Source organism: Psychrobacillus sp. BM2 (genome assembly GCF_048572895.1).
In the GTDB taxonomy this organism is placed as follows: Bacteria; Bacillota; Bacilli; order Bacillales_A; family Planococcaceae; genus Psychrobacillus.
Genome location: NZ_CP183878.1, coordinates 3,481,506 through 3,496,963 on the forward strand (window position 1 = coordinate 3,481,506; position 15,458 = coordinate 3,496,963).

General features: G+C 36.7%; 19 protein-coding genes. 6 read left to right on the forward strand and 13 right to left on the reverse strand.

The genetic code is table 11. The features are described from left to right. Nucleotides 1-115: 115 nt before the first annotated feature. The 6 genes from trhA to ACN6MX_RS17045 form a co-directional block, all read right to left on the reverse strand. Entirely contained in the window at nucleotides 116-754 is a 639-nt protein-coding gene (gene trhA, locus ACN6MX_RS17020) for a PAQR family membrane homeostasis protein TrhA (RefSeq protein ID WP_419960017.1), read from the reverse strand. Between the two features lie 245 nt (nucleotides 755-999). Further along, entirely contained in the window at nucleotides 1,000-1,200 is a 201-nt protein-coding gene (locus ACN6MX_RS17025; protein WP_090568691.1) for a cold-shock protein, read from the reverse strand. A gap of 168 nt (nucleotides 1,201-1,368) precedes the next feature. Further along, nucleotides 1,369-1,884: a hypothetical protein gene (locus tag ACN6MX_RS17030; protein WP_419960018.1), complete on the reverse strand. Its 516-nt coding sequence runs from the start codon at nucleotides 1,882-1,884 to the stop codon at nucleotides 1,369-1,371. Nucleotides 1,885-2,197: 313 nt separating this feature from the next. Then, complete coding sequence (locus ACN6MX_RS17035; RefSeq protein ID WP_419960019.1) at nucleotides 2,198-3,148, reverse strand: hypothetical protein; 951 nt, start codon at nucleotides 3,146-3,148, stop codon at nucleotides 2,198-2,200. A gap of 96 nt (nucleotides 3,149-3,244) precedes the next feature. Continuing rightward, nucleotides 3,245-3,850 (reverse strand): pyroglutamyl-peptidase I, encoded by a 606-nt coding sequence (gene pcp / locus ACN6MX_RS17040; RefSeq protein WP_419960020.1) that lies wholly within the window; start codon nucleotides 3,848-3,850, stop codon nucleotides 3,245-3,247. Between the two features lie 207 nt (nucleotides 3,851-4,057). Beyond that, complete coding sequence (locus ACN6MX_RS17045) at nucleotides 4,058-4,258, reverse strand: cold-shock protein (protein ID WP_090568674.1); 201 nt, start codon at nucleotides 4,256-4,258, stop codon at nucleotides 4,058-4,060. A 368-nt stretch (nucleotides 4,259-4,626) separates the two neighbouring features. On the opposite strand from ACN6MX_RS17045, the gene ACN6MX_RS17050 reads away from it, so the two are divergent. Beyond that, complete coding sequence (locus ACN6MX_RS17050) at nucleotides 4,627-5,409, forward strand: PAS domain S-box protein (protein ID WP_419960021.1); 783 nt, start codon at nucleotides 4,627-4,629, stop codon at nucleotides 5,407-5,409. A gap of 47 nt (nucleotides 5,410-5,456) precedes the next feature. On the opposite strand, the gene ACN6MX_RS17055 is transcribed toward ACN6MX_RS17050, so the two are convergent. The 6 genes from ACN6MX_RS17055 to ACN6MX_RS17080 form a co-directional block, all read right to left on the reverse strand. Further along, a complete protein-coding gene (locus tag ACN6MX_RS17055; protein WP_419960022.1) occupies nucleotides 5,457-6,983 on the reverse strand; it encodes a tripartite tricarboxylate transporter permease in 1,527 nt (508 codons plus the stop codon). Between the two features lie 15 nt (nucleotides 6,984-6,998). After that, complete coding sequence (locus ACN6MX_RS17060) at nucleotides 6,999-7,448, reverse strand: tripartite tricarboxylate transporter TctB family protein (RefSeq protein WP_419960023.1); 450 nt, start codon at nucleotides 7,446-7,448, stop codon at nucleotides 6,999-7,001. 50 nt (nucleotides 7,449-7,498) lie between these two features. Further along, on the reverse strand, nucleotides 7,499-8,527 hold the full coding sequence (locus tag ACN6MX_RS17065) for a Bug family tripartite tricarboxylate transporter substrate binding protein (RefSeq protein WP_419960024.1): 1,029 nt from the start codon (nucleotides 8,525-8,527) through the stop codon (nucleotides 7,499-7,501). 138 nt (nucleotides 8,528-8,665) lie between these two features. Beyond that, nucleotides 8,666-9,358, reverse strand: coding sequence for a response regulator (locus ACN6MX_RS17070; RefSeq protein WP_419960025.1), 693 nt, complete (start codon nucleotides 9,356-9,358; stop codon nucleotides 8,666-8,668). Then, nucleotides 9,321-10,952: an ATP-binding protein gene (locus tag ACN6MX_RS17075; RefSeq protein ID WP_419960026.1), complete on the reverse strand. Its 1,632-nt coding sequence runs from the start codon at nucleotides 10,950-10,952 to the stop codon at nucleotides 9,321-9,323. The genes ACN6MX_RS17070 and ACN6MX_RS17075 overlap by 38 nt, the downstream gene beginning before the upstream one ends. 12 nt (nucleotides 10,953-10,964) lie before the next feature. Beyond that, the gene (locus tag ACN6MX_RS17080; protein WP_419960027.1) at nucleotides 10,965-11,894 is read right to left on the reverse strand and encodes an AEC family transporter; all 930 of its coding nucleotides are present in this window, start codon (nucleotides 11,892-11,894) and stop codon (nucleotides 10,965-10,967) included. 205 nt (nucleotides 11,895-12,099) lie between these two features. On the opposite strand from ACN6MX_RS17080, the gene ACN6MX_RS17085 reads away from it, so the two are divergent. The 5 genes from ACN6MX_RS17085 to ACN6MX_RS17105 are packed head-to-tail and all read left to right on the forward strand — an operon-like array spanning nucleotide 12,100 to nucleotide 14,987. Then, complete coding sequence (locus ACN6MX_RS17085) at nucleotides 12,100-12,828, forward strand: ABC transporter ATP-binding protein (protein WP_419960028.1); 729 nt, start codon at nucleotides 12,100-12,102, stop codon at nucleotides 12,826-12,828. Then, nucleotides 12,822-13,568: an ABC transporter permease gene (locus tag ACN6MX_RS17090; RefSeq protein WP_419960029.1), complete on the forward strand. Its 747-nt coding sequence runs from the start codon at nucleotides 12,822-12,824 to the stop codon at nucleotides 13,566-13,568. Before ACN6MX_RS17085 ends, ACN6MX_RS17090 begins: the two co-directional genes overlap by 7 nt. A gap of 52 nt (nucleotides 13,569-13,620) precedes the next feature. Further along, entirely contained in the window at nucleotides 13,621-14,079 is a 459-nt protein-coding gene (locus ACN6MX_RS17095) for a LytTR family DNA-binding domain-containing protein (protein ID WP_419960030.1), read from the forward strand. Next, on the forward strand, nucleotides 14,076-14,486 hold the full coding sequence (locus ACN6MX_RS17100) for a DUF3021 domain-containing protein (protein ID WP_419960031.1): 411 nt from the start codon (nucleotides 14,076-14,078) through the stop codon (nucleotides 14,484-14,486). The genes ACN6MX_RS17095 and ACN6MX_RS17100 overlap by 4 nt, the downstream gene beginning before the upstream one ends. A gap of 57 nt (nucleotides 14,487-14,543) precedes the next feature. After that, nucleotides 14,544-14,987, forward strand: coding sequence for a small multi-drug export protein (locus tag ACN6MX_RS17105; RefSeq protein WP_419962654.1), 444 nt, complete (start codon nucleotides 14,544-14,546; stop codon nucleotides 14,985-14,987). A gap of 38 nt (nucleotides 14,988-15,025) precedes the next feature. On the opposite strand, the gene ACN6MX_RS17110 is transcribed toward ACN6MX_RS17105, so the two are convergent. After that, a complete protein-coding gene (locus ACN6MX_RS17110; RefSeq protein ID WP_419960032.1) occupies nucleotides 15,026-15,445 on the reverse strand; it encodes a hypothetical protein in 420 nt (139 codons plus the stop codon). Nucleotides 15,446-15,458: the final 13 nt, after the last annotated feature.

The window sequence follows — 15,458 nt, forward strand, 5'->3', positions numbered from 1 at the left end:
TGCAGCCTTCCGAGTAGAAGATACGAAAGTGTTGTATGAATGGATTGAACAAATGCAAGCTGTTGGTTTTGGTACTTCCGGGTATGCGGATCGCTTCTTCTTTGTCTCTACAACGTTATGTTAGCAACGTCATAACAGCAAAGAAATGCAGGATAGACGCTACCAGAACAAATACATGCCACACTGCGTGATGATACGTAAATCCACGCCACACATAGAAAACAGCTCCTACTGTATACAAGATGCCTCCTATTGCTAATAGTATAAGCCCTTGGGATGATACATTCTCCAGAAGTGGTTTCCATCCAAATACCATTAACCAACCCATTACAACGTATAATAACGTAGAGGTATGTAAAAACCGTTTCACAAAAAAGGCTTTAAACACAGTACCCCCAATCGCAAGGCCCCACACGATACCGAATAACGTCCAGCCTAACGTTCCTTTAATAGCTAGGAATAAGAAAGGTGTATACGTTCCAGCGATAAAAAAGTAAATAGCCGAGTGATCCATAATCTCAAAGAAATCTTTTACACGTCCTGCCGGAAAACCGTGAACCAGTGTGGAGGACAAATATAAAAGGACCATCGATGACCCAAACAATGTAAAACTTACAACATGCCAAGCCGTTCCATGTATTACGGAGGATACGATTAATATCACAAGAGCGGCTATACTAAAAATAGCACCAATCCCATGAATAGTTGCATTAGCTATTTCTTCACGCTTTGAAAATATATGTGTATTGCTCATGTTTTTGCTCATTCCATTCTGATATTCTCTACGTATAATATTATCACTTTTTTTCCATAAAATCTGACATCAGGTGTCTAACACAGTAATGATCTCCAAACTAACTAGCCAGTTCCGATTCAAGGTGTCAAAGGTGCTAGTTTCCTTAGAATGGTTAATGATTCTCATATAATACAGGACAAAAAAAGACATCCTATAAAAGGATGTCTTTTTTTTGCTAACTATGTTTAATTAATCCCGAAGAATTAAAGTTTTACAATGTTAACTGCTTGTGGTCCACGTTGACCATCTTCAACGTCAAATTCAACTTTTTGACCTTCGTCAAGAGATTTGAATCCGTCGCCTTGGATTGCTGAGAAATGAGCGAATACGTCGTTTCCACCTTCAACCTCGATAAATCCAAAACCTTTTTCTGCGTTAAACCATTTTACTGTACCTTGTGTCATGTAAAAAACCTCCATTTATGGTGAATAAAAAAATTCACATATTAGAAAAAGCTACCGAAGACTCACGATTACTTTTTGTAATATGTGAATTCATTGTTTCTATCTAAGCAATTTAATTATTATCTTTACTATATACTATATCCACACAGAAAGCTAGTAAAATGCCACTTATATTTTATTTAAAGTATCTAACGTTTCTAAAACATGTTCAAGAAACATCTCAAGATCGCTTATTTGCTCTTCATTTATCTTCTTTGTAAATTTAACTTCTATCGAGTTTGTATAGCTTGATAGTTCTATTCCGAAAATAAAACTTAGTATTTGCGTTAACTCTATGTCGTCTTCCCAGATGTTTTTAATCGCTTGCTCGATTTCCTCACATTGTAAATCGGGATTTTGAATATTTTTGATGAATTTCAAAGCCAGTGTACAACCTATATTATTATTACCTACTTCCAGTATTTCTCCAGCCAGGTCCTCTAGAGATGCGTCTAAAATAATCTCCGCAGTTATGTCAGATTGGTCAGCTAGAGTAAATTCAATCCTAAAGGTTCTGGCAATAATGGAAAGGTCCATTTGATCTACCCGATTTTTAATGTCTATCTTTCGTTCTATGTTATCTAAATCATACACATGGTTTTCGAATGCCACTTTTAAGTTTTCAAAAATAGTTGGATCATACATCGGGTTTCCTCCTGAGACATAATTTGCTTAATCTTGTCTTTATACTAGCCGTCGGTAAATAAAATTATACCGTCACGTACAAATGATAGGCAATCATTTGTAAAACAGACAATTTTATTGTCAAATTATTTCCCAAGAAATAATGACAGATAGCGTCATTTTTCATCATATTATCTACTGATGGCTGTTTATCTTTATAAAGACAAGAGGTATATACTCTTTACATATAATCTGTCTAACTCAAGCGCCTTAATAAAGAGTACGTTTTTACACGAATTGCTCCTAGGCGCTTGCACTTTTATATCAGTCATACTTAATGTTCAATAATCTGGGTAATTTCTATTTCCACTTTATGTAGATTATCTTGATCCAGTTTGAGTTGCTTCTGTAATAGATCAAATATGTTAGCTAAATCCTGTAGAGTTTGGTACATACGGTCTATTGAATTATTAATTTTAGAATGTGTGGACCATGCCGAAAAGATATCATCGAATACATAATCGGCAAATGTAACAAAGCTATCCCTTTCCACAGATAAATTGTCGGCCTTTATTTGTTGGATATCTAACAGTTCCGTATGAAATTTTTGTAGAGAACGCTGCGCAGCATGAATAGCATCCTCTGATTCGTCGAGCTTACTATGTTTTAAAGAAGTGGCGATTAGTCCACCTCCTAAAAATGTATCCCAAGTAGAGTAATCTTTTGCACCTTCAAGTGATTTTAGTGATCTATTTAAAGCTATTTTAGCTTCATTACCTGCAGTAATAGCTTCTGTTATTTCCCGGATACCCGTTGCTAGAAATGTCTTTTTTTCGTATAACTTATCGAGACGTGATGCCTGTTCCTGATTATTATCGAAAATCCATTGCTCTTTTTCTTTAATCAGCTTATCCCATTCTATATCAATAGAGTCCCAGCTTGCTTGATCTAGTTCCCGTTCATTTGCTTCTATATCTAGTTCTAAATCTATTACTGTTTTTTCAATTTCCCTATATTTCGCTTCTACTGCTGCTAACTCGGCTAATTCCTTCTCTCGAATTTCATCCTGCTTCCCTGTCCAAGTTCGAACCATTTTCAAGATTGAAAACCCATCTAAATTTTCTACATCCTTTTGTTCTTCTTTTAATCGCGTCCAATACTCTTGCTTCTTATGTAAAGCTATTTCTAAATGCTCTTCCAGTGTTTGCTGCTTCCTTTTTACCTTATCTCTCTTATTAATTTCCTGCTTTAAAACCGACTGACGTTGTTGTAATCTTTCCCACATATAAATCCCCTCCTACCTTTTGTACGGATTAGTGGGAATTATGTTTCAATTACAGAAAATAATAGAAAATTTTTTCACTTAATATATCTAAATTTATTACTTCCCAAGCACCTCTATACAAATTTCTACGCCTCGTTTTAAATCCGTATGGGACCAGCTTGGGATTTTCCCATGTTGAATGGCTAACTCATGGGACGCGGGTATATGTATGAATCCAGAGGGTATGTCTAGATTGTTCATTTTGGCATAATGTAAAGCTTCGTACATGACGTTATTGCATAGGTATGTACCTGCAGTATTTGATATGGTAGCGGGAAGACCTTCTTTTATAAGTTCATCCACCATCGAACGGATAGGTAGCGTCGAAAAGTATCCAGGTTCGCCATCTAGCTGGATTGTTTCGTCTAATGGCGTATGTCCCTGATTGTCAGCCGCACCATCTTTCACATTGATCGCAACCCGTTCTGGAGTAATTTTATATCGTCCCCCAGCTAATCCTAAGGATATTACTGCGTCTGGCTTTATCTCCTCTAGGTGATGAATTAGCTGAGCTCCTGACTGCGTGAAGTCTACCGAGAGAACTCTGCTCATTACTTCATAATCACTTATCGTCGTTCCGTCTAATTCCTCTACAATTTTCATGGTCGGATTCACTGTGAATGATAAAAATGGTTCAAATCCAGTTAGCAGTAACTTTTTCATCCTTTATCTCTCCTCTTCCATTCATGTGATTGAAAAAACGCAGACATTTTTTACTTTCCTTTGTCTTCAATCTATAGCTATAAATAGTTTACCAAAAAACGCTATTTGTTTTTCGATATCATTACCAATAAAATAACAAAAAAAAGAGACACTCTCGAAAGAGTGTCTCTTTTTTACAGTATTATCTTTACTTAAAATCCTTGCGAATTAAAGTTTTACGATGTTTACTGCTTGTGGTCCACGTTGACCATCTTCAACGTCAAATTCAACTTTTTGACCTTCGTCAAGAGATTTGAATCCTTCGCCTTGGATTGCTGAGAAATGAGCGAATACGTCGTTTCCACCTTCAACCTCGATAAATCCAAAACCTTTTTCTGCGTTAAACCATTTTACTGTACCTTGTGTCATGTAAAAAACCTCCATTTTGGTGAATAAAAAAATTCACATATTGCAAAAAGCTACCGAAGACTCACGATTACCTTTTGTAATATGTGAATTCATTGTTTCTATCTAAGCAATTTAATTATTGTCCTAACTATATAACACATTTTGGTATTTGTCCAATGAAAAGATTAACAAAAAGAAAATAGTTTCAGACCTATCTCCATTAACTTGTCCTTTATACATATTACTATTACTATGAGAGGGTATGATGGGTAAAATTAATAATGAGAAATTACATTCCCTGGGATCAAATTTGGATTTAAAACGTTTTACATTAAATCTCTCTTATTTCATTGAATATGAGATACATGAGTACTAAGGAGTTCTTTTAGATGAACGAAAACATATCGCAGATTGATTATCGTGAAATAATGGAGTATTCACGTGATCCTTTAATTATTCATACTAATCTTGGAATAATTGATGTAAATCATGTTGCAGAAGATTTTTTTAGAGCAACTAAAGATAAAATAATTGGAGCTAGTCCTTTAGATATTTTTCAGGAAACCTCCAAGGCAGCTATTGAAAAAAGAATAGAATCTGCTTATCTACAGCCAGCTAAAGTTATAGAAGAAACAATTTACCGAATGGATGGGACTACTGTAGAAGTTGAGCTATATTGTCACCCCGTTCAAATTGGAGAGACAAAAGCAATACAAACGTATGTTAGAGATATTACCATGCGAAAAGAAGCAGAACGGAAGCAACATGAAATTATGAAAGAAATCAATGAACTATCTGCTACACTGGTTCCTGTCTTAAATGGAATCGCCATATTGCCTTTAATGGGTTCAATCGATGAGGATCGAGCAAAACAATTACTGGATCAGGTACCATTTAAAGTACAAAAACAAGACATTAATTGCTTAATCATTGATTTTACTGGCATTTACACATTAAACAGTGTTGTGACAGATTATCTATTTAGGATTAATAGCGTCCTGTCATTGCTTGGTGTACGTTCGATTATTACAGGGTTAAGACCAGAATTGGCTCTAACGGCTATACAGTTAGATGATAAGCTAGACTCCATCCCTACCATGTCTACAGTTAAGCAAGCTCTAAGTTCATTAGGTATCAATCAAAACCCAACCATCCCTGTCAATAAAAAATAATAACTAATAAAAATGCAGACTTCCAGTTGACGAAGTCTGCATTTCTATTAATCTTCCTCATTGATAATAAGTTTACGTCCTTTAAGCTTCAACAGTAATGGGATTAACAACCAAGCCGCTGCTGCTACGATAAATACAAGCGATAAGGGCTTTGTCACAAAAATACTAAAGTCTCCGTTTGAAATCGTTAATGCCCGACGCATATTATTCTCAATCATTGGTCCTAACACTAAAGCAAGTACTAAAGGTGCCACTGGGTAGTCATTTTTCGAAAGTAAATAACCTAACACTCCACACCCTAGCAACAAATAAAGGTCAAACGTTGTATACTGTACCGCATATACACCGAAAAATGAAATGGCAATAATCATCGGTAATAAGTACTTTTTCGGTGTTTGAATAATTTTTGCAAAGACCCGAACTAATGGCATATTTAACACAAGTAGCATCAAATTCCCGATGAACATACTAGCTATAAGCCCCCATGCAACCTCAGGATGTTCATCAAATAATAATGGGCCTGGCTGGATATTATACATGATAAGTGCACCCATCAATATCGCAGTCGTTCCTGAACCAGGTATCCCTAAAGTAAGTAGCGGAATCATTGCACCACCAGAGGCGGCATTATTCGCAGATTCTGGACCTGCTACTCCAGCAATATGACCTTTCCCAAATCTCTCTGGGTTCTTACTAAACTTTTTCTCCGTTGTATAAGAGAAAAATGATGCTAATGTTGCTCCTGCTCCCGGTAAAACTCCTATAAAGAAACCGAGCAAAGATCCACGTACGATTGGAACTGTACTATCTTTCATATCCTGCTTCGTAGGTAATATTCGGTTGATCTTTGCTATGGTTCCTGTTTCTTCGTCTTTTTCTAAAACCGTCTTTACAACTTCCCCAAGTGCAAATAATCCAACTGCAATTGTTAAAAACTCCAAACCAGAAAATAAAATAGGCTGATTGTATGTAAATCGAGCAATTCCTGAAACTGCATCTATCCCGATCGTCCCCAACATAAGCCCGAATACCGTCATCATTAGTGCCTTTGTCATCGATTTTCCTGCTAGACCACTAACAGCAGCTAACCCTAACAACATAAGAGAGAAATACTCCGCTGGTCCAAATTTTATCGCAACATTGGACAGTGGCTCCGCCAGAAGTACTAATCCGATAAGGGAAATGATTCCTGCCACAAAAGACCCGATAGCTGAAATAGCAAGTGCAGCACCTGCTCTTCCTTGCTGCGCCATCTGATATCCATCTAAAGTCGTCACGACCGAGGATGATTCTCCTGGTGTGTTCAGTAAAATAGAAGTAGTAGATCCGCCATACATGGCTCCGTAATACACTCCAGCTAGTAAAATAATTGAGCTAGCGGCAGCTGCTCCCGTTGGCATTCCCGAAGTCATCGTTGCTGTTACAGGAATTAGAAGAGCAACACCACTCATCGGACCGATTCCCGGTAAGACACCGACAGCCGTACCAATAATAACTCCGATTAATGCGAACAGAATATTATGCCACTGAAACGCAATTCCGAAGCCATCCGCTAAAAATTGTAATGTATCCATTGCTAAACCCCTTCCCTAAAACAGTGGAAACTCTGGTAACGACCCACCCAGAAGCTCCGAAAACATATAATAAACACCTACAGAAAAAACAGTAGAAATAATGATGGAATAGATTATTTTGCCGCGTTCTAATGTTTGGAACGCAATTAGTAAGAATACAAATGTAGAAACGACATATCCTATCTTCTCCAAGAAGAATGCATATAAAAGTGCACTCCCAAAAATAATAAAAAACTTCTTATACTGTAATTTTTCCTTCGCCGTTTCTTCTGTTTTATTCTTAAAAGTTTCATATAGTAATCGAATACTTAGCGCTGTCAAAATAATTCCAAGACCCATTGGGAAAATCTTCGGTCCAACAGATGAACCATATGCACTATCTGAAATCTTTTGACTTTCCACGAAAAAAAGTATTCCGATTAATAAAAATGCAATTCCCGCAATTTTATCAAATTTCTTATTCAAGGCTATTCCTCCTAACAGAAAAGGCGACTGTTATAGCCGCCTACAAACTATTATTTCTGCATTCCAAGTGCTGTTAATAACTCGACGATTACTTTATCCTGATCTTCTAAATAAGTAGTAAATTCTTCTCCATTACGGTATTCGCTTGCCCACCCGTTTCTCTCAAGCTCTGCTTTCCATTCGTCCGTTTCAACCATTTTAGCGATTTTTTCATTCCAATAATCTTTAGCATCATCGGACATTTCTTTCGGTCCGAAAATACCACGCCATATTGTAAACTCTGCATCGATGCCTGATTCTTTAAACGTTGGTACGTCAGAAAGCTCACCTTCTAAACGATCAGCAGAACTAACCGCTAACACACGTACATCTCCTGATTTTACATACGTTGCAATCGTAGAAGCATCTGTTGCAATCACATCCGCATTATTACCTAAAAGTGCAGCAATTGCTTCTCCGCCACCGTCATATGAAACGTATTTCACAGATTTCGGATCAATTCCAGCTTCAAATGCTGGCAAAACCCCTACTAAGTGGTCCATTGAACCCGGTGCTGATCCACCTGCTAATGTAACGGATGTTGGGTCCTTTTTAATAGCATCAAGAACATCTTGTAATGATTTAAACGCTGAATCATTTTTAACTACTATTGCACCGTAGTCACGTGTTAGCTGTGCAAGCGGTGTTGTATCCTTATAACCATAAGGACTGTTTCCTTCAGCCTTATTGTTGTTTATCAGAATAGGTGGAGATTTCACCATAAGCATATAGTCGTTCTTTACTTCTTTCGTAGCAAATTCAGCCATATATACTGCTCCACCGCCACCTGGTTTGTTTTCTACGGTAATAGCTTTGTCTACTAGTTTTGTATCATTCATTATTTTAGCAACTGAGCGGGCCGTTAAATCCCACCCTCCCCCAGCACCCGACGGAGCAACAATTGTAATATTTTTTTGGGGATAATCTGATCCCCCAGACGATGACGATGCACCTTTACTATCCCCATCACTTGAAGAACAAGCAGCTAACCCCAATGCTAAAGTTGCCGCAAAAGCAACCGACGTGATTTTCTTCCACATTTTCATAATCCCCCTTATACCAAATGTTTTGACAGCGTTTTCATACGCCTGTATATAATTTATCAAAACATTCGCTATTTTCAATGCTTTTGGTAATAAGTTAGATAATGATTTTAAAGTGCATTTTGTTCATAAAGTTCACGATGATTTGATGAAATATCTGCGTTCAGGCCTGCCAACGGTTCCATATATTAATTCAGCATAAACAAGTTTCTCGGATGCTAGATATTCCAAGTAGCGTCTTGCTGTTGAACGACTTATCCCAACAGCTACTCCAAGAGATTCAGCAGTGATACCATCTTCTAATTTTTTTATATAGTCCACTACCTTCTCTTTCGTTATTGGATCTATTCCTTTAGGAGGTGTTAAGTCGGAAAATAATGTGGGAGTCATTGTTTTATTCCATAGGGACTTGATCAAGTTTTCCTCGACACTTCCCTCTGCCGCTAATATTTTCCTTTTAGATTTATATCCGAGGAGACTTTCCTTAAACTTTTCAAAAGTTAACGGCTTTAAAATATAGTCTGCAACTCCACTTCGAAATGCTTTTTTTACAATTTCTGATTCTGCAGCTGCTGTTATAAAGATAATATCCGTTTCTGGACTATGTGATTGAATGATTGCTAATAAATCTGTCCCAAGCGCATCTGGTAAATAAACATCCAAAAGTATTAAATCTGGTTTGTAAGATATAATCCAATCCTTTGCTTCTTCTGCCGTGTTCGCTGCACCAATTACTAGGAAGCCCTCCAGTTTCTCAATAAATCGTCGATGTATATCCGAAATTCTTTTATCATCTTCTATGATCAATATTTCGATTCGCTTTGTCATACAAGTACCCCCCTTTTGGTATTGAAACGATAAACAGTGCTCCCCCCAAATCACCTGTTTCTAATGCAATAACTCCACCCAAATCATTTACATTTTCCTGAACCTTCAATAATCCATATCCTCGATCGTACTCGTTTTTAGTCGATACTTTCTCCAACAACACTCTCTGAAATAAATTATCTGCAATTCCCTTACCAGAGTCTTCCACTTCAATTAGTATTTCTTCGTCTGTCTCCACTATTAATAGGCGAACAATTCGCTGCTCCTCTAGAAAACTTTCAATTGCTTCAAACGCATTCGTTACTAAGTTTCCAATGATTGAAACTAATAAATTTTTTTGAAGGTGTTTTGGTAAGCGCTCTAAATTGCTATCTTCATCTAAAATAAACCGTACCTTTAACTCTTTTGCACGATTGAAAAACCCAATTACGATCCCTCCTAGGAAAGGATCCTGCAAGCGTTTTGTCATAAATTGTATAAGTGATTGATGCTCCGCAGTTTCTATGTGAATCATATCTAGTGCCTCTTCGTATGATTGCAATTGAATAAGCCCAGAAATTGTATATAAAGAGTTGTTATACTCATGTGTTTGGGCACGCAGCGCCTCTGTATATTGTTTCACCTGCGATAATTCCTCCGCCAAGCGATCGAAATCTGACTGTAAACGAAAACTAGACACTGCTCCGACAATTTTATCTCCCATACGTATTGGTATACGATTGACTATCGCTTTTTTACCTCGTATCTCCATAGGACGGTCTAACTGACCCTCCCCCGATTCCATTACCTGTGGCAGGCTTGAATTCGGAATAACTTCCATAATGTTGCGACCAATTAACTCTGTACGGGTAGGCAGCGATAATATCTCATATGCCGCGTTATTTACCATTCTAATAATCCCATTAGCATCTACTGTAATAATTGCTTCCCGGACAGACTCTATCAATGCATTTCGCTCGGTAAAAAGATTTGCTATCTCTGACGGCTCCAAGTCAAATAATTCTTTTTTTATATTGCGTGCCAATATACTCGACCCAACAGTACCTAGAATAATAGCGATAAGTACGATATAAACAATGTTATTTATATATTGAGCAAAGATATTTGAAATTTTATCGTTTAAAAAACCAACCGAAATTATCCCAATAATTTGACCATTTTCATTTATAACAGGTGCCTTTCCTCGCAAAGCTTTTCCTAAGGTACCAGTTGCTTCGGATATGTATGATTTACCTTGAATAAGTGCTTGTTCGTTATCGTCACCGACCATTTTTTGACCTAATCTTTCTGCTACAGGATGTGCATAGCGAATCCCGTCTTCATTTCCGATCACTACATACTCTGCTCCTGTTTTCTCCTGTATGGCTAATGCAATCGGCTGAAGTACTAACGTTGGATTTGCTGCCTGAAAACCTGCCAAAATATCGGGACGCTCTGCAGTCGTTTTCGCAATACTAAGTGCCCGTTCACCCACCTGCTGCTCCACCGCATGTGAAACGATAAAGTAAAAGGAAATCCCGATAACAATTGCAACGAGCGATACAAATACAGCTCCAAATAAGAAAATACGTGATTGTAACGACATCTTTTTCATACTTACCACTCTCTATCCCCATAAAATAGTTGAAATGTAAATCACAATAGTTACCGTTATACAGCTCATAATTGTAGAGAACAATACAATTTGCGCGGCTAAGTTTGCCTCCACATCATACTCTAGTGCTAGTGTTGAGCTATTACGAGATGTTGGAAATGCACTTGCGATAAACAATGACTGAGCTACTACTCCGTCAAACCCCATTAACAGGATTAATCCAAAAGCTAATGTTGGTCCAATTATTAATCGACCAACTGTACTAGTAAAAATAACTTTGTTAAATATTGTTTTTAACTCTAACTGAGCCAGCTGGGCGCCTAGTGTAATAAGTGCTATGGATATAAAAGCATTCGCCAAGTATTCGATCGGAATTCTAAATGTAATAGGAAGACCTATATTCCAAAAGTTCATTATTGCACCAATTATTAATGCATGAACAATCGGCAAACGTAGCAAGCTGCGAAGTATGTCCAAACCAGATTTTGTTGAGGAGATTAAATTATATAAACCATATGTATAGGTAATAATATTTTGGAAAATAACGATGATTACTTGAATCGATGTCCCAAGTGGATTGGCCACAAACAGCATTTGACTAACCGGGATCCCATAATTTCCTGAGTTTATCAAAACAATACTATTATTAAAGATTGCTGCTTGGCTTCTATTAAGCTTTAATAATTTACTAAATAACCAACTAATAATCATAAGACAAATACTAAAAATAAGTAAATAAACGATAATACTACCTAGGACTTTTGCATTTACTTGGGTCTCATAAATATTAATAAATACCGCTGCGGGCATTAAGCAGTATGTGATTAAATTAGATAATGCTTTTAAGTTAAAACGGAACTTAAGTTGGAGAATTGCTCCAATCACAAGCATTATTAAAATCGGTCCAACAACCTGGAAAAATACCATACTTAAATAAACCACATTACTCACTCCTGTTCAAAGTACTTCGAAACATATTATCCCACTATTTAAAATTTTCCGCCATATACTTTTTTCTTCCTCTGCAACTGACCTCCCCTTTTCTGCAAGTTGCTCTCCTATTCATACATCTCACCTTGATACTGCTGACCATGAACGTATTAGTGACATACACTTGGTGTACAAAGAAGTTACAGGAGGAATCACCATGAATATAGTGGAAGTGCATAATTTGGAAAAGGCGTACGGCTCTAATCATGTTTTAAGAGGAATAAATTTTCAAGCACAGGCAGGGGAAATAATCGGAGTGATTGGAAAGAACGGAGCTGGGAAATCTACATTTTTGGAAATTCTAATGACTATTAAAGAATATGATGCAGGTCATGTAGTTTTATTTCAAAAAGATATTCAAAAGAACAATTTAGAGCGAATTCGAAAACAAATTTCAGTCGTTCTACAGCCTACTCAATTTTATAAAACCTTAAAAGTGGAAGAACTATTGAAATTATTCAAAGCCTATTATCAATCCGATGTAGAGATTCACCGGATTATTATGGACTTCCAATTAGAGCCACATCGAAAGAAATATTTTGACAAGCTATCAGGGGGATGGAAGCAAATTGTGAGTTTAGCGATTGCCTTTTTATCTGATCCAAAGTTGCTGATTTTGGATGAGCCAACTACGGGGTTAGATCCACATATGCGTAATATGCTTTGGACCTATATAACTAACTACAATACTCGTACTGGCGGAACAGTCATTTTGACTACTCATAATATGGAGGAAATTGAGATGTACTGCGATAAAGTAATGCTTATTAATAATGGGGTCAATGAAGTTTTTGATACGACCGCTGGAATCCTTGCTTCTGGCTTTCCGTCTGTCCATGAGTTTTATCTTCAGAAAGTAACCATAAAGGAGGAAATTATATGCTAGTGACTCAATTGAAATATGACTTACTGATGTTTTCAAGAGAATTATTTTACTTAGTATTCACAATCGTCGTTCCACCAGTTACGTATTTATTCATGGGGCAATTATTTGGGGACCAAACTTATGCCGGTAATTTAAATTACGCCGAAACTTATACCCCATCCTTTATATTAGTTATTACGTTCACGGTTGTATTTTTCGCCTTTGGATTTGATCAAGTAATGCAGCGCACTACCGGAGTGGAGAAACGTATCAGCATTTCTCCTGTTTCAAAAAATATGCTGCTCCTTTCTAGTATTATTCGCGCTATTATCATGACTAGCTTTGGCTTTGTACTAATTTCACTTATCGGTTTTCTTATGTATGACTTACAGCTTAGAATTTGGAGTGTCATATTATCATATGGATTTTTCATTCTATTAAATGCAGTTATGCTCATTCTGGCTTCAGCTATTTACTCTTTCTTTCAACGTATGAACAGTGCATTGGTGTTCTCTATAGTTATTTTTCAGGTCGTTATTTTCACAGGTGGATTGGCTATGCCTATCCGACTAATGCCTAACTTTATACAAGTAATCGCAGACTTTAACCCTCTATACCATATGAATAATCTCTTTATCGCTATTTGGAATGGACAGTTTTCGTTGGATTCACAGACACTTCTCTCTGTTGGTTACTTAGCGGTACTTGTAATAGTAGCGTTGATTTGTCTCTATATTCAAAACAAACGAAAAATAGGATAGCCTCCCCACAGCGAAACGATTACACTTAATTTAAAGAGGGGTGTGAGCTGAAATGAAGGTTTTACTAGATATTGATCGTAATTATAAAGAAGCAAAAGTAATTATAGAGACACCTGCATTAGATGATTCCGTGCAAGAGGTGTTAGATTTTATAAATGGGAGAGAAACAGAATTTTTAGTCGGAAAAGTGGATGAAATGCAACATATACTAAAGCCCCAAGACATCCACTTTTTTCATACCGAAAATGATTCTGTTTTAGCAGTCAACGCAAACGGTTCCTATAAATTAAAAGAAAAACTATACGAGCTAGAGGATATTCTGCCCTCCAATAAGTTTATACGACTTTCTAAATCAGTCATTGCCAATCTACATGAGTTAAGCAGGTTTGAGGCATCCTTTAACGGAACATTATGTGTATATTTTAAATCTGGTGTAAAAGAATATGTATCCCGTACTTATGTTAGTGCCATTAAAGAGGCGTTAAAAATGAACAGGAGGAAAAACGGATGAAAACCTTCCTATTTAGAAGTATGATTGGTATTTTCTTCGGAGCGTTTATCGCAGTTTTATTGACCAATTCGGTTGTCTTATTTAGTGAGAAAGATACGCTAGATAGTGCATTATTTCTGAAAAACTCGCTAGGATCTGTCTTTTGTGGATGGTTCTTCACTGTAAGTCCTCTATATTTCGAGAATAAAAAGCTCCAGTTATGGCAACAAACAATCCTCCATTTTCTGACAGTTGTTGTACTCTATTTTTTACTTGCCTTTGGGATAGGCTGGGTGCCTTTTAACCTTTCTAGTTTTTTAATAGCGATGGGATTATTCCTAGCATTCTATTTAGTTTTTTGGATTTGCTTTTATATATATTTTAAACAACAAGTGAAGAAATTGAACGATGAACTAGGCCTGTTATAAAAGTGAAACTTTCCTTACTCTTACATCGTAACTAAAGGGACGGAAGGAAGTGTATGTATCATAGATTATTTTTTAGTATTTTTGGGAGCAGCCATTCCGTGGATCGAATTGGGGCTGGTCATTCCACTTGGTATTATTTCAGGGTTGAATCCTATAACGGTGATTATCGTCGGTTTTGTAGGAAATATGGTGACTGTACTTGCCCTTATTATAGGCTACGACAAATTTAAACTATGGCTTGTCAAACGAAATGAAGGAAAAGAGAAAAAAGAATCGAAGCGAAGCGCACGTGCGAGAGAGCTTTGGGATAAATACGGTTTGCCTGGGATGCTCATGCTCGGACCTATTTTAATCGGCACTCATATTGCCGCATTTATAGGAATGACGCTTGGGGCATCTAAAGTAAAAACACTCGTTTGGTCGACAATCAGTATTGCTGCTTGGGCAATTATATTTGGTGTTGTGACTTCCCTCGGTTTTGACTTTTTTGTACGTGAGTAGACATGCAAAGCGATCACAGTTAAATACTGTGGTCACTTTTAATTTATTCGTTTATAGGTACATATCAATGCAAGGATATACACCAATGAAGTTAATAAAGAGAATGTTTCATAATTAATGTCCAAAAGAGAATTTATTCCAAACAACGGGGTTGTGAAAACTAAATACAATGGATACTGTATTGAAGTTATGATATCCAAAGCAGCATAATTCATCATGATATGATCAAAAGTTTTAATGCTATAAACTATTATTCCAGAGAGAAAACCGAGTATTAAGTATACCTTTAGATATTTATTATGGGATGACATCTTCCTTATGAATACTAGCATTCCAATTATAAATAAACCCGAAGTAAGTAAATTTATAAAACTCATATTAGAATCTGGGTGTTTTAACGCCGGGATCAAATTTACCGAGAAAGCTAGTATGAAAGAAATTAACCATGTTATCTTCAAAAGCATTTCCTCC

Bases quoted from the DNA above. Each gene is read 5' to 3' on its own strand.
- ACN6MX_RS17035 (WP_419960019.1), bottom strand. From the start codon at position 3,148: ATGTGGGAAAGATTACAACAACGTCAGTCGGTTTTAAAGCAGGAAATT.
- ACN6MX_RS17100 (WP_419960031.1), top strand. From the start codon at position 14,076: ATGAAAACCTTCCTATTTAGAAGTATGATTGGTATTTTCTTCGGAGCG.
- ACN6MX_RS17090 (WP_419960029.1), top strand. From the start codon at position 12,822: ATGCTAGTGACTCAATTGAAATATGACTTACTGATGTTTTCAAGAGAA.
- ACN6MX_RS17055 (WP_419960022.1), bottom strand. From the start codon at position 6,983: ATGGATACATTACAATTTTTAGCGGATGGCTTCGGAATTGCGTTTCAG.
- ACN6MX_RS17030 (WP_419960018.1), bottom strand. From the start codon at position 1,884: ATGTATGATCCAACTATTTTTGAAAACTTAAAAGTGGCATTCGAAAAC.
- ACN6MX_RS17025 (WP_090568691.1), bottom strand. From the start codon at position 1,200: ATGACACAAGGTACAGTAAAATGGTTTAACGCAGAAAAAGGTTTTGGA.
- ACN6MX_RS17075 (WP_419960026.1), bottom strand. From the start codon at position 10,952: ATGAAAAAGATGTCGTTACAATCACGTATTTTCTTATTTGGAGCTGTA.
- ACN6MX_RS17065 (WP_419960024.1), bottom strand. From the start codon at position 8,527: ATGTGGAAGAAAATCACGTCGGTTGCTTTTGCGGCAACTTTAGCATTG.
- ACN6MX_RS17095 (WP_419960030.1), top strand. From the start codon at position 13,621: ATGAAGGTTTTACTAGATATTGATCGTAATTATAAAGAAGCAAAAGTA.
- ACN6MX_RS17045 (WP_090568674.1), bottom strand. From the start codon at position 4,258: ATGACACAAGGTACAGTAAAATGGTTTAACGCAGAAAAAGGTTTTGGA.
- ACN6MX_RS17050 (WP_419960021.1), top strand. From the start codon at position 4,627: ATGAACGAAAACATATCGCAGATTGATTATCGTGAAATAATGGAGTAT.
- pcp (WP_419960020.1), bottom strand. From the start codon at position 3,850: ATGAAAAAGTTACTGCTAACTGGATTTGAACCATTTTTATCATTCACA.
- ACN6MX_RS17085 (WP_419960028.1), top strand. From the start codon at position 12,100: ATGAATATAGTGGAAGTGCATAATTTGGAAAAGGCGTACGGCTCTAAT.
- trhA (WP_419960017.1), bottom strand. From the start codon at position 754: ATGAGCAATACACATATATTTTCAAAGCGTGAAGAAATAGCTAATGCA.
- ACN6MX_RS17070 (WP_419960025.1), bottom strand. From the start codon at position 9,358: ATGACAAAGCGAATCGAAATATTGATCATAGAAGATGATAAAAGAATT.